This is a genomic window from Dyadobacter sp. HNCC25DJ183 (assembly GCF_056895175.1).
In genome coordinates this window covers 140,624-153,590 of sequence record NZ_JBXHAP010000008.1, presented here as the reverse complement: position 1 = coordinate 153,590, position 12,967 = coordinate 140,624, and the positions used below count along the sequence as shown (strand labels likewise).

Sequence of the window (12,967 nt, the reverse complement as noted above, 5' to 3'; positions counted from 1 at the left end):
AACAGGAAATTGCTACTAGGTTTTCAGCTTCTTCTTTTTTGCCGCCGGAAACAGAATATTATTCAAAATCAGGCGGTACCCAGCCGAATTTGGGTGCAGGTTCAGGTCCGTCGGCTCCTCTCCCACCCGATGCTGGTAATCCTCCGGATCGTGGCCGCCATAAAAGGTAAAAAAGCCTTTTCCATGTGTACTATGAATGTATCTTGCCTCTTTCGCCGACTTGTTCTCAGCGAGAATGATTACCTCTGGCTTAATCAGCCTGTTTTTGAATGCAGTGGTTTGTCCCAAAAACCCTTTGATGATCGTCTTGTGATTCTGCGTCAGCATGCTGGGTACCGGGTCCCATTTGGCAGAAAACTGAAAGAGTGAAAAGAAATCATTGGACTCACTCAATCCACGTTCATCGGGCTGATTGTCAATGTCCGAAAACTCGATCTCGTATGGGTAAGGAATGGTTTTAAAATCCCTGAATGCAAATGTATTTTCGTAGTTCAGCTTGCTGTTTGCCGTTGGATCGGCAGGTGTGCCGTCGTACATGGCGTCCACAATATCGATTCCTTCGGCGGCGAGGGTAATATCAAATGTATCCGTTGCATTGCACATCGCAAACATATAACCGCCTCCCGCCACGAACTCGGCGATCCGCTTGGCGACCGCCTGCTTCATTTGCGGCACATTTGCAAACTGGAATTTGTTAGCAGTCTCTTCGGCTTCCTTCTTTTGCTCGCGGTACCAGGGGAAATCCTTGTACTGATAGAATTTTCCGAATTGTCCTGTGAAATCTTCATGGTGCAAATGCAGCCAATCGTATTCAGGCAATTTGGTACTCAGCACCTCCTCATCGTAAATCACGTCATAAGGTATTTCAGCATAAGTTAATACCAAGGTCACGGCATCATCCCAGGGCAATTTCGATTTGGGTGAATAAACCGCGATTTTAGGCGCTTTCTGCAATTTCACCGCATCCATATTCACATCCGGCGCGCTGATCTGCGAGAGGATCTGTCCTGCCTGTCCTTCTGAAATCACCTCGAAACTGACCCCGCGCACCGTCATTTCAGAAGCGAGCTGCTGGTTGTGTGCCACCATAAAGCTGCCGCCGCGGTAGTTGAGCAGCCAGTCCATTTCCATTTCAAAATTTTTCAATATCCAGAAAGATATCCCATAAGCCTTCAAATGGTTTTTCTGACTTTCATCCATCGGGATTAAAATCCTGTTGGACATCCCTTTGAATGAGATAACTAAAAAAATGATAAGCGGGACAATCAGGCGTATCACTGGTTTGATTCTTTCCGGTTTCATGCGCAGTTTTACATATTGTAATGATTAAATATAGAAATAAAATCAACCGATCAGAAACTGTACTATCCTGTAACGTTGATTGCTATTTCGGAACCCAGGTCTTTTTAACGACGAGTAATACATTCTGGTGCATTCGCTACCGTACTTATGAATATCCGTGAAAATGTTGACGAAGGCCTCAGGTCCATTCAAAGTAACCTGCTAAGAACGGTACTTACCGCACTTATCATTGCAATTGGCATAACCTCGCTGGTGGGTATACTCACCGCCATTGAAGGAATTCAAAGTTCCGTGAACAGCAGCTTCGCAGACCTTGGTGCCAATACCTTTACCATTCGCAACCGGTACGACGACGGCTTTTTCAGCCGCGGCAGGCGCAGCAAGCAGTATCCCCCGATCAACTACCGGCAGGCGGTCGCATTTGCGCAGAAGTTTAAAGACTCATACGATGCCCGCGTTTCGCTTTCGTCGGACATTGCGGGTGCAGTTCAGGTCAATTACCAGTCCAAAAAGACTAATCCAAACAGCAGTGTTGTTGGGACAGACGATCAGTATATTGGGATCAAAGGTTACAAGATCGATCAGGGCCGGAATATTGACCGCAACGATATGGAGAAGTCGCTCAATGTGGCTGTGCTGGGTCAGGAAATAGCCCGCAAGCTGTTTGAACGTGCTGATCCGGTCAACAAGGAAATCACATTTATGGGCAGCCGGTACAGGGTTATCGGTGTTTTACAAAAGAAAGGATCGCTTGGCGGAGACAATGATTCGGACCGCATTATTTTGATCCCGTTGGAAAACGCACGCGGACTGGCAGCCAACCAGACACTTGCTTATAGTACCACAGCCTCTGCACCCAATATTGCAGACGGGGATTTTATAGTGGAAGAAGCACGCGGCATCATGCGCACGATCCGCCAGGACCAGTTGGGTAAAGAAGATTCCTTCGAAATTGACCGCGCAGATGCGATTGCAAAGAATTTTGAAGAAGTCTCCGGGTACCTTCGTCTGGGCGGGTTCGGTATTGGCATTATCACGCTGCTCGGCGCGTCCATTGCTTTGATGAACATCATGCTCGTGTCAGTAACCGAGCGGACGCGCGAAATAGGAATACGCAAGTCGCTCGGCGCCACGCCGCGGGTTATTCGATTTCAATTCCTGATCGAAGCCATTGTCGTCTGCATTTTGGGAGGTATCGGCGGACTTTTCCTGGGGATTATTATCGGGAATGTGATCTCCACCTCTATCAGCAGCGAAAGCTCATTTGTTATCCCATGGCTTTGGATGGCAATGGGAATTGCAGTTTGCGTGTTTGTAGGAGTAATATCGGGCATTTACCCGGCTATCAAAGCATCGCGGCTGGACCCGATAGAAGCATTGCGCTATGAATAAAGAGGTTAGAAGCCTTGCGAAATTTAAATGTGAATTGATCTTAAATTTTTCCGTCTGACACTTGCTTAATCTGTTTTTCTGTCTACTTTTGCACTCCCAACAAGTAAGAGAATGCCCAGATGGCGGAATCGGTAGACGCGTTGGTCTCAAACACCAATGAGGTTACACTCGTGCCGGTTCGACTCCGGCTCTGGGTACAAAAGCCCTTCGACGCAAGTTGAGGGGCTTTTTTGCTTTCATAGCTCTATTAAAACCTCATCTTTACCCCTTGTCAGCCCTTCAATGGTTCGACTCCGGTTCAATTGACTAAACCGAAGCTGGACACGTTGTCGAAATTGGCGTGAGAAATTTGCGAACTCACCAGTATTATCGATTTAAATACGCTAGCCCATCAACTTGCTCCCTAGACGCAGGGATAGCAAGTATTTGCTATTGTGCACTGCCTACCATTTCCTGTCTTTTGTATCACAACTTACCGCTTATAGCCTTGCATTGCTTATTGAACAAAGTGCATTGCCAGCGATAAGACCTCGCCTGATACGACCAAAAGACCTTAACTACATTCGGATGAAAACCAAGCTCTACTCAACATTTTTATCAATCCTTTTGTGTCTCGCCAGTAGCGGCATCATCAACGCTCAAACTTATTGCGCCTCCGGCGGTGGCGGTGTCCAGGATATTGTAAACGTGCAAATCGGCACATTAAACAATCCTTCAACTTGCAATCAAACGGCTGGCACAGGATCTGTGCCGGGCAGTTATTCGAATTACACCGAACTGTCTGCGCCGGATATCGTACGATCTTTAACCGTTCCTTTTTCTGTAAGCGTCGCCTATTGCAATGGTTTTAATTCCGTTAAAACTTCAATTTGGATCGACTATAACCATGACGGAAATTTCGGCAATGGTGAACTTGCGTATCGGTCGGGAGCCCTCTTCGAACCAAATCCCACTGTAACAGGTACAATCACGGTTCCCGGAGATGCATTGCCCGGCCAAACACGAATGCGGGTGATTACCGCAGCAGTTGGATATGAAGACCCTTGCGGAAGTTACGAGGGTGGTGAAACAGAAGATTATACGGTAAATATTGTAGCCCCGCCCCTTTGCAATGGTGCACCTGCACCGGGAAATACCCTTGCGAGTCAAACAACTGCTTGCTTCAATGGAACCATTGATCTCTCATTCTCATCAACTTCCGCGCTCAACAGTGCTGAAGCTGTCGGTTTTACTTACCAATGGTTTAACAATGCCGGTTCTATTGCGGGTGCTGTCAACCCAACCTACACGGCGACCATTACAAATGCCGACAATTTCTATTGTCAGGTCACATGCAGTCAAACGGCCCAAACAGGCCAATCGACTCCGGTTGCCATTAGTTTAATACCTTTTAATGAATGCTATTGCAATTCTATTGCTAACAATACCACAGGTCCGGACATTTTTAATGTCACGGCAGGGACACTGAACAACGCTTCTGATCTTTCTCAAACCGGAGGGGCCGGCTCCGTTATCAATAGATATTCCAATTATACAACCGTGATTAATGCGCCTGTGTTTGATGGATTAGCTACAATTCCATTTTCAATACAAATTGGTGCAAACACTGGCAACGCCGCCACTTCCATCTGGATTGACTACAATCAGAATGGCATTTTCGAAAGTCCTGATGAACAGGCTTATCAAACCGCAGTGCCAAATTCAGGAAACCAGACATTGACCGGTTCTTTTACGATCCCTCCAACCGCTTTGCCGGGCACTACGCGGATGAGAGTTATTACCAATGGCGGTCAAAACCCGGTAGGCTCTGCATGTGAAAATTATGGAGAGGGAGAAACCGAAGATTATTTAGTCAGCATTGGGGAACTTCCTGCATGCACCGGTGACCCGATACAAACCAAAACCATCGCTACACAACTTCCCGTTTGCCCGGAAGCAAGGTATACTTTTTCTCTGAGTCCAGTCATTTATACAACTGGCAACACCTATCAATGGTTTAATGACGCCGGACCCATTGCAGGTGCAACTAGTAACACTTATACCGCTACAATTACAAGTCCCGATAACTTTTATTGCGAAGTAACCTGCCCCAATGGCTCAAAAACAACAAGGTCAATTCCTGTTTCGGTCTTGTTATGCTATTGCCCTTCTGCCCCCCAATATGCGCCATCAGCAAATATTTCTAATGTAACAGCAGGAACATTAAACCATTCGACTACTGTTTCTGAAACCGGCGGACCCGGTTCCGTGGCGGGTAGCTATGGCGACTTTACAACCGTGGTGGATGCGCCCGTGTTTAATCAATTAGGCACGATTCCATTTTCAATTACCTCTGGCGCGACCTCTTCTTCTTTCTATACTGCTATCTGGATAGATTATAACCGCAATGGCACTTTTGAAAGTCCGGGTGAATTCATCACTCAGGCACGAGGTGTTCAGGAATTAACCTTCGGCGGTTCTTTTACGATCCCAATCACTGCATCGCTAGGGGTTACCCGAATGCGCATCGTTATGAATGCTGGCCAAGCTCCACTAAATTCTGCCTGCCAAAATTACGAAGCAGGGGAAACGGAAGATTATCTGATCCATATTGTACCACCTCCTCCCTGCACCGAAACTCCGTTACAATTAAATGCAGTAGCCACGCAAAACCCGGTTTGCCCGGAGGTGAGTTTCACTTTCTCACTCAGCCCTGCGATAAATACTGCCAATAACACGTTTCAATGGTATAATAATGCTGGTCCGATTGCAGGTGCTACGAATGCGACATACACTACGACCATCACAGGTCCTGACAATTTTTACTGCGAAGTAACCTGTCCGACCGGCGCAAGCACAACCATATCCACACCGGTGGCTGTGCAAGGTCCTTACCTGTATTGCTCCTGTACTTCCATTTCAAGCGATGCCAATTCTGCGGATATAGCCAATGTTACGGTGGGCGAATTGAATAATTCCTCTACCTGTGGTCAGACCGGAGGCCCGGGCTCGGTGCTCAGCAGATATTCAGATTACAGCTCCCTCGCTGCTGCTCCGAATCTTACAGCAGCAAACACGATTCCGATTTCTATTGGGATGACTAGCTGTGGCGCTTTCTTCACTAGTTTTACGTCTGTCTGGATTGATTTTAACCATAACGGAAGTTTCGATGCGCCAGGGGAAAGAGTGTATCTCTCAACAGAAAACTTTGCACCGGAATACACTTTAACTGGTTCTATCACCATTCCGGAAACTGCCCTGCCAGGTTTAACGCGCATGAGGGTTATATCCGGCAACGGTGACGTAACTGAAAGTGCCTGCGGAGCTTATCGCCTGGGCGAGACGGAAGATTACCTTGTCAATATTGTCGCCCCGGCTTGCAGTGGCAACGTCTCTCTTCCGACTGCGGCAACGACCAACACGCAAAATGTAGCCTCAACGCCCCTGGTAGCCAATGGTTGTGAATATATAGCCAAAGTAGCACCCACAAACGGCTTTACGGAAGCTACTATCAAGAGCTGGCTTGAAACAACCCCACCTTTCAGCTATGTGCCGCGGCATTATGAAATTACACCAGCCACCAACGCTAACACAGCAACCGGCACGGTAACCTTATACTTCTCACAATCCGATTTTGATGCCTATAATGCAACCATAAGTGCCGGCCTTTTACCGACCGGTCCGGATGATGTATCAGGTATTGCCAACTTCCAGATCGTTAAATTTGCAGGGACCAGTCCGACAGGCTTGAATTATTCCGGGTCGCCCACATATATCCCAGGCGGCGCAAATTCTTGGAATGCAGGAGATTATAGCTTTGCCTGGAATGCAACCAATTCCATTTGGGAAGTGACATTCCCTGTAGCAGGATCTAGCGGCTTTATAGCGAAATCAATTGCTCAAGCTTTACCGGTTACATTAATTTCTTTCACAGGAAAAGCCATTGAGAAAAGCAATGAGCTTACCTGGAAAACCAGCTCAGAAGTTGATTTTAGTCATTTCGAGATCCAAAGGAGCATGAATGCAAAAACATTTGAAAAAATAGGCACGCAAGCACCAAACGAATCACGCACTTACACTTTCATTGACCCAAAAACGCCTTCCGGAAAAGCATATTACCGCCTGAAAATGATAGACCTGGATACCAAATATGCTTACTCAAAAACAATTGCATTGGGAAGCGATACAGAAAAAAACCTGGTCGGAAATTTCTATCCAAATCCTGGTTCTGATAAAGTATACATCGAAATTAATGCAATTAAGAAAGGCACTTGGAACATAACCCACTATAACGTATCAGGGAGAGTACTATCTCATAAAAGCAAGATTTTACAACCTGGGTCCAACATTATTATGATAGACACGCTGTCTCCTGGTTTAAACATTCTAAAGTTTGACAACGGAAGTATTACCGAAATCAGGAAAATAGTAAAAGAGTAGCGCTTTCCGACGGAACATAACTCAGAAAAGCTGATCGAAAGGAGAAGCATTTAATGAACTTAATGCAGATATCTGGGTCATACAATGAACGTTTCGTTGCGGATACAAAAACCCTTCAACCAGTGTGATTTACTTGCTTAGCGTCGAAGAACGGGGCTCGATACGAGTACACCGATTGGTGATGCAGTAGGCGTCCAGATCAGATAATCGGAGCCGTTCAGACTCCGATTATTTGATCTATATCCACATAATATCTTCCTGACTTCACATTGGTGCCGAGCAGGATTTTTCGACAGCTGTCTGCAGTAATAGCACCGCCTAATGCCACCGAGGAAGCCAGTTGCGGCCAGGATAAAATCGTCTTGCCTATCTGAGTCATAGAAATTTTCAACCGATCCGAAATTTTGCTCATATCGATGATCGAACCTACCAATTCTATTTTCTCTTCCGTTGTCAGATTCCCCGAAAAGCCAGCATCAACATCGTTCAACAATCCGTGGAAGACCGGGCGTTCCGGCTCCATATCAAAACGCTCAATGTCGATCATTCCGCGATCGCTGGTGTCCATCACCACCGGGATTCCATATTCACGCGCCTTGTGCCGGGCCATGAATTTAACATCGATGCCATCACATACTTCCACCAACACATCAAGCTTCCCTCCCTCTGTAAGGAACTGATCAATACTGCCTTCCGAAATTCCACTCCGGTAAACCTGCACTTTAATGAACGGATCGATCTCTGCGATAGCCCGGGCCGCAACAACCGCCTTGTTCATGCCCAGATTGTGCGTGCTTGTCTGAATACGGTTGAGGTTCGAAAGTTCAATCTGATCATAGTCCGCCAGGCGCAGCTCGCCGACTGATCGCTCGGTGGCGAGCGTCATTGCAACAGCATGTCCGATTGACAAGCCAATGATGCCCACTTTTTTTGTTGATAGAACCTGTTGTTCCCCGGTGGTGATTTTACAATTATTCCTGTTTGTCCTGACTTTATAAAACGCTTCGCAGTCAAGCAGATGGACCAGCCTCCTGCTCCATGGGTAAAACACCCAGACACCATATTCCGCATATTTCCGACCATCGAGATGTTTCCGGATTTCTGCCTCTGCCTGCTCGTCATCTAGTTTCTTAACAGCGTTTTCAATTTTTACCAGTTCAAAAAGCTGATCGTAGATTGTATCAAAAATCATGACATCAGGATTTCGTTCCAGTAGAAAGTCCAGCCTTTTCTTGTCATCTACATCGTCCAGCTGATAAAAGACAGGCTTAAAAGTGTCGCTTAAATGCTCCGAAGATTTGTGGTTGCACTTCGTCATTGAATCCATGAGCAATGATTAAAAGGTTTATCAAGCGAAAGACGGCAACTGCTGGGCGGCATTGGTTTTTGCAAAGAAATTATCGCCCAACACCCCCATTCCGTATCTGCACACAATACCTGCAAGAATGGCCTGGTTCGTTTGTTGTTGAGAAATACGCTCGACCGAAGACAGAACCGCCGCAGACGAGGTCGGGAATTTGAATCCCGGATAACCTGCGCTGTTTTGCTTCGCCGTGATTCCCTCCATCATCGGCAGAAGATCTGCATGGAACCTGACCGAGCCGGTCGAGCAGGAGTAAAGACAATACTTGGCATTATCCAGGATTGAAATTCCGACCGCCGCCAGCATGGCGAACCTGCACAAACCCAGGCCCCGGAATTCATCGGATACTGCAACCCTGCTCAGCTCAACGGTCGCATCTTTATAGCCCGGACGTCCCTGACAATCCAGATCAAATGCATATTCCGTCGGCAGAACATTTGAAAAGTCAGGCTTGATTTGCAGATCAAACTGATGGTTAATAGTTTGCAACTGCTTTTCAATTGCTGCATTAACCTGTCTTTTGACAACCCTGATTGTTGCAATCTGCCGCGCTCCTGAAAATATGCCGATCAGGTTTGCTTTCCAGTCACTGGGCAACAGATCATACTGGTTGTCCATGTATTTGCCGGAATACTCCTTTTTATAAACTTCTCTTCTTAAAGTAAGATGATCAACTATATCTGTCTCACTTTTCAGTTCCCGGAGCTCGAAGTTCTCGATGAGATGATGAAAGTTAAATGCCATTGGAGCTGATATTAATGTAATTGTTACAACTCTTTAAAAGAAGCCTCATACATCTGCGACAGCACCGCAGGATTGGAGATCTGGCTGTGTGTGGAGGTAGCGAATACTGCAACCTGCACTTTTCCAAAATCCATGATCATCGCTTCGCAATTATTTTCTTCGCCCTTTTTCCAGTAATAAATGCTCTTTTTGCCTGCAACGCTTCCGTCAAAACCGAGTAGCTTGGATTTCATCCTGTTGAGGTTATCAAAGCTGACAATCCTGAACTGGGCAACTGCTGATTGTAATTTCGCAAACTGCTCTGCACTCATGTACAAGCCGGTCACTCCGCAGTCGACCAGGTGCTGCACCTTTTTCGTTCCCGGCTCATCGCCATTTTTGGTAGGGTATCCCTTGCTGGCCTGCGAAGATGGAATAGTGCCTTTTTCGTTCCAGCCGCCCCAGTCGATCACACTTGCACTTTCCAGTGCAGCAGCCTTGAACACATTCTCTCTCACATAAGCACGGAACTGTTCACCATACTCAAAAAAATTGTCATTCGACTGTTCCAGCCTGTTCAGCTTTGTGCTGTTTCCTTGTATAGCGAGCTTCTTCGCTTCCAGATAAGGCAATATAATGCCAAGCAACAGGTAGTTCACGTCGTCGTTTTTAACAGTCTTGGCTTCAAAAACAGCTTTGTTCACATCGCCTGAGACTGTCAGTGACAGTTTGTAATGGTCGTGGTAATCAATCAGCCCGGTCTGGTGCGCCAGCAGTCTTTCAAAGGTTAGCGTCTTGAATTCCTTACTTGGCTTCCAGTATTTGGGCAGGTAAGGCCACACCGCTGAACCCAGGTCTACCTTATGCTTTTGAAGTGCGTGGATCACCGCAATGGCCGTTACATATTGGCTCACCTTAGAAATTTCCTGTTTCGCCATTGCGCTGTGGAATTGCAAAGGAGTATCGACAGGTTTGCGCGCAAAACCATCGCCGCCATTGGACACATAATAAGGAACACCGTCATTGTAGATGGTGTAGCCGTATCCCGCCACGAGCGGCTCCATATATTCTTCTATTTTCTGTGCGAATACATGTTGGTCAAACTTGGTAGGAACCCCGAACTTGGCCGCACGCGTGGAATCCGAAATTTTTTCGGTAGTAACCTGCTCCGAAAGCAGTTCGTCTTCCCGGCAGCTGGTGGCAAACAGGGACGATAGTAAGACAAAACAGAATGTACCGGATTTTAAAAAGCGATTTTTCATCTTTGAGTTAATTGAGAATTTTTGATTGGTATGGATATAATTGAATTGGGTAAGCGAGACTAGTTCATGCAGAGTGCTGACTGCTCTGCGGATAATGCGCTGCGGATTTTGAGGAACAGATTAATGCCCAGCGGCTCCTGTTCTACGGTGATGTTTGCACGATTCACACCCGCTTCCATGGAGAGCCGGATAAGCTCTTCGGGACTTCTGTGAATCAGGAACCATTCGCCGAAAATTTCCATGTAACCGCGGCTCGGATTGTTTTCTGAAAAGTTACCGATCAGGATCTCACCGCCAGGTTTTAGGAAAGTAAGCAGCCGTTTGATAGCCATGATAAACACGCGATCTTCAAAATAATCAAACAGACCAGCCGACCAGATTACATCATACTTCTCAGCTCCTGAAAAGCGCAGAATGTTTTTTCTGCAAAAATGAACCTGATCTTCATAGGGTTGACAAAGGTTACCTGCAAAAGAAATGGCATCGGAATCAATATCCACGCAAGTCGTCCGCAGCGTCTGTGGATCGATCATTTGATACAACTCGAACAGGTCACGCGCGGGACCGCTGGCTACATTCAGCAGGTTGAGCGGCGATTTGCGGTCTTTCAGTTTGGCCAGCAATTTGTCTTTAAAAAATGCTTTCCGGTTTCGCACTGCCTCTGTTGCCGCGTGATAGTGAAAGTAACGGTCCCACTTTTGGTAATCAGGATGGTTGAAACTGTCGTATGTATAGATCATATCGATCAGCGCGTAGTCGCCTGCATAGCCTAACGGTTTGCGATACACGTAGCCGTGAATGGTATTTGCTAAAAATTCATTATTAAAAATGCTTTGCAGGAAAGCAGTTTCCATTTCGCCTATCATCCCACTTTGCTTCATGCGGTATAACTGCTGCATAATATGATCAATGAGCGGATACTCCTGCTCGTCAGGCCCGCCGTTCGCCAGCATCTGGCGCAGCATGGAGATCGTTTGTGACTCGAATACAAAGTCTTTTTCTGTTGGAACGGAGACATAGTTCTCCTGTTCTGCATCTGCGACAGATGCGAAGTTGAGCTTGTTCATTGTTTGAATTTTACGTGTGAGTAAGTAACGATTTGGGTATTGCAGGCCTGTTACACGACAGGCTCTGCGGTTCGGGTTTTGCTGTTCAGGTATTTCTTAGCCTCTTCCGCATCGTCGAGCCAAGGGAATAATGCGGGCGGGTGGTTAAAGCCGTTTACAAAATCAGAGGCGATTTCAGGATTTTCCGTGGCGGCCTGGAGCACTTCCACCACGTGCGGCTGTGCGGGCGCCAGGAATATGTCCGAGAACCGGTTTGTATATTTCGAATACTCCCAAAAGGTCTCAAAAGTCTCGTTCATCCAGGCTACGTCAAAAGGTTTGTTGCCTCTCGCAATGATCGCTTTGGCGTACACGTTGGCCATTTTGGACGCATTATTACCTCCTTGACCAACGATAGGATCATTTAAAATAACGGTATCGCCTACTCCGAGTACTGCCGCAGTTGAGTTGAGCTGTACCACCGGCTTACGTACTACCGGCGTGAACGAACCTTTTAAAAATGCATTGTCGGCGATCACCTCCGCATTGGCAAAGGCCGGGTAGCGCCAGGGCATTAATGTCCGGATCATTTCTTTTGCTTTTGCGAGCAATTCTGAGGCAGTCGTCGCGTCATCGAACACGTCCATTGGCCCGCCGGGAATGCTTTCGACCAATATAAAAGAGCATTGAATATCGTCTTTCTGATAAAATGGTGCGGTAATGATTTCTCCGCTACCCATTAATGCATCCAGGGTGATGGAAGTAAATTTCGTCTTATCGGTTTGTTCAAAATCGTTGATATGCAGCTGTACAAGCTTCCGGGCCGGCTTTTCGTGTGTAGAGCGCTGCTCATCTTTTGTAAAAAGCCTGGCGAGCGGGCCCTTTCCCGATGATACAATGACAAGATCAAACTGCGCTGTGCATTCGAGCAGATCAGAAGGTGTGGTGTCGCTCACTACGAACTTGCCTCCCAGCTTTTCAAAAAGCTTGATCCATTGGTAAAATTTAAGACGCTGATCAATGGAAACACCGGGCTTGCTGGTGCGTGATTTAATACCGAAAGCGAAGTTTCCGTCCGGCTTACCGAAATTGATATTGAAACCCGTGGAATGATAAGCTGTGTCGTTCCAGAAATCGAGACCAAGCTCGCGCTCCAATTGCAGCGTGTCGTGAAAAAGATAGGTTGCTCCCGTCGGCGGACCGTTGAAGATCTCTTCGGCAGAACGTTCCGAAATGATCGTCACGTCGTATCCGCTTTTTACAAGTCTGATCGCCAGGTGCAACCCCGACTGCCCTGCTCCCATGATTGCTATCTTTCTCATTGCGCTTTGATTTTGCATTTGATTTTTTGAACACGACAAAGGTAAGGCGGCGCAAAGCGGTCAAATTGAAAGAAGTCCTAAAAAAGTATAAAAAATTATAAAAATCGGGCGGCGGGATTTGATGATATAAGGTGAAAG

General features: G+C 46.7%; 8 protein-coding genes and 1 tRNA gene. 3 read left to right on the top strand and 6 right to left on the bottom strand.

All coding sequences use genetic code 11. The features are described from left to right. Positions 1-15: 15 nt before the first annotated feature. Positions 16-1,302, bottom strand: a complete 1,287-nt coding sequence (locus AC1XTG_RS20420; protein ID WP_409012514.1) for an asparagine synthetase B — start codon at positions 1,300-1,302, stop codon at positions 16-18. Between the two features lie 147 nt (positions 1,303-1,449). Here AC1XTG_RS20420 and AC1XTG_RS20415 point away from each other — a divergent pair, with 147 nt between their 5' ends. From AC1XTG_RS20415 to AC1XTG_RS20405, 3 genes are all read left to right on the top strand, one after another. After that, positions 1,450-2,694: an ABC transporter permease gene (locus AC1XTG_RS20415; RefSeq protein ID WP_484843226.1), complete on the top strand. Its 1,245-nt coding sequence runs from the start codon at positions 1,450-1,452 to the stop codon at positions 2,692-2,694. A gap of 113 nt (positions 2,695-2,807) precedes the next feature. Further along, positions 2,808-2,891: transfer RNA gene (locus AC1XTG_RS20410), tRNA-Leu, on the top strand. Positions 2,892-3,261: 370 nt separating this feature from the next. Continuing rightward, complete coding sequence (locus AC1XTG_RS20405; RefSeq protein WP_484843225.1) at positions 3,262-7,113, top strand: GEVED domain-containing protein; 3,852 nt, start codon at positions 3,262-3,264, stop codon at positions 7,111-7,113. A 217-nt stretch (positions 7,114-7,330) separates the two neighbouring features. Here the strand turns inward: AC1XTG_RS20405 and AC1XTG_RS20400 are convergent, their stop codons facing one another. From AC1XTG_RS20400 to AC1XTG_RS20380, 5 genes are read right to left on the bottom strand one after another with little or no spacing between them, the layout of a single operon-like run. After that, complete coding sequence (locus tag AC1XTG_RS20400; RefSeq protein WP_056284207.1) at positions 7,331-8,440, bottom strand: ThiF family adenylyltransferase; 1,110 nt, start codon at positions 8,438-8,440, stop codon at positions 7,331-7,333. Positions 8,441-8,461: 21 nt separating this feature from the next. Then, positions 8,462-9,220, bottom strand: a complete 759-nt coding sequence (locus tag AC1XTG_RS20395; RefSeq protein WP_484843224.1) for a hypothetical protein — start codon at positions 9,218-9,220, stop codon at positions 8,462-8,464. Positions 9,221-9,243: 23 nt separating this feature from the next. Beyond that, positions 9,244-10,461, bottom strand: coding sequence for a serine hydrolase domain-containing protein (locus AC1XTG_RS20390; RefSeq protein ID WP_056284212.1), 1,218 nt, complete (start codon positions 10,459-10,461; stop codon positions 9,244-9,246). 59 nt (positions 10,462-10,520) lie between these two features. Further along, positions 10,521-11,528 carry a class I SAM-dependent methyltransferase gene (locus tag AC1XTG_RS20385; RefSeq protein ID WP_484843223.1) on the bottom strand — a complete coding sequence of 336 codons (1,008 nt, stop codon included), beginning with the start codon at positions 11,526-11,528 and terminating at the stop codon, positions 10,521-10,523. A 50-nt stretch (positions 11,529-11,578) separates the two neighbouring features. After that, positions 11,579-12,829 carry a styrene monooxygenase/indole monooxygenase family protein gene (locus AC1XTG_RS20380; protein WP_484843222.1) on the bottom strand — a complete coding sequence of 417 codons (1,251 nt, stop codon included), beginning with the start codon at positions 12,827-12,829 and terminating at the stop codon, positions 11,579-11,581. Between the last annotated feature and the right edge of the window lie 138 nt (positions 12,830-12,967).

Bases quoted from the DNA above. Each gene is read 5' to 3' on its own strand.
- AC1XTG_RS20400 (WP_056284207.1), bottom strand. From the start codon at position 8,440: ATGGATTCAATGACGAAGTGCAACCACAAATCTTCGGAGCATTTAAGC.
- AC1XTG_RS20395 (WP_484843224.1), bottom strand. From the start codon at position 9,220: ATGGCATTTAACTTTCATCATCTCATCGAGAACTTCGAGCTCCGGGAA.
- AC1XTG_RS20390 (WP_056284212.1), bottom strand. From the start codon at position 10,461: ATGAAAAATCGCTTTTTAAAATCCGGTACATTCTGTTTTGTCTTACTA.
- AC1XTG_RS20405 (WP_484843225.1), top strand. From the start codon at position 3,262: ATGAAAACCAAGCTCTACTCAACATTTTTATCAATCCTTTTGTGTCTC.
- AC1XTG_RS20415 (WP_484843226.1), top strand. From the start codon at position 1,450: ATGAATATCCGTGAAAATGTTGACGAAGGCCTCAGGTCCATTCAAAGT.
- AC1XTG_RS20380 (WP_484843222.1), bottom strand. From the start codon at position 12,829: ATGAGAAAGATAGCAATCATGGGAGCAGGGCAGTCGGGGTTGCACCTG.
- AC1XTG_RS20420 (WP_409012514.1), bottom strand. From the start codon at position 1,302: ATGAAACCGGAAAGAATCAAACCAGTGATACGCCTGATTGTCCCGCTT.
- AC1XTG_RS20385 (WP_484843223.1), bottom strand. From the start codon at position 11,528: ATGAACAAGCTCAACTTCGCATCTGTCGCAGATGCAGAACAGGAGAAC.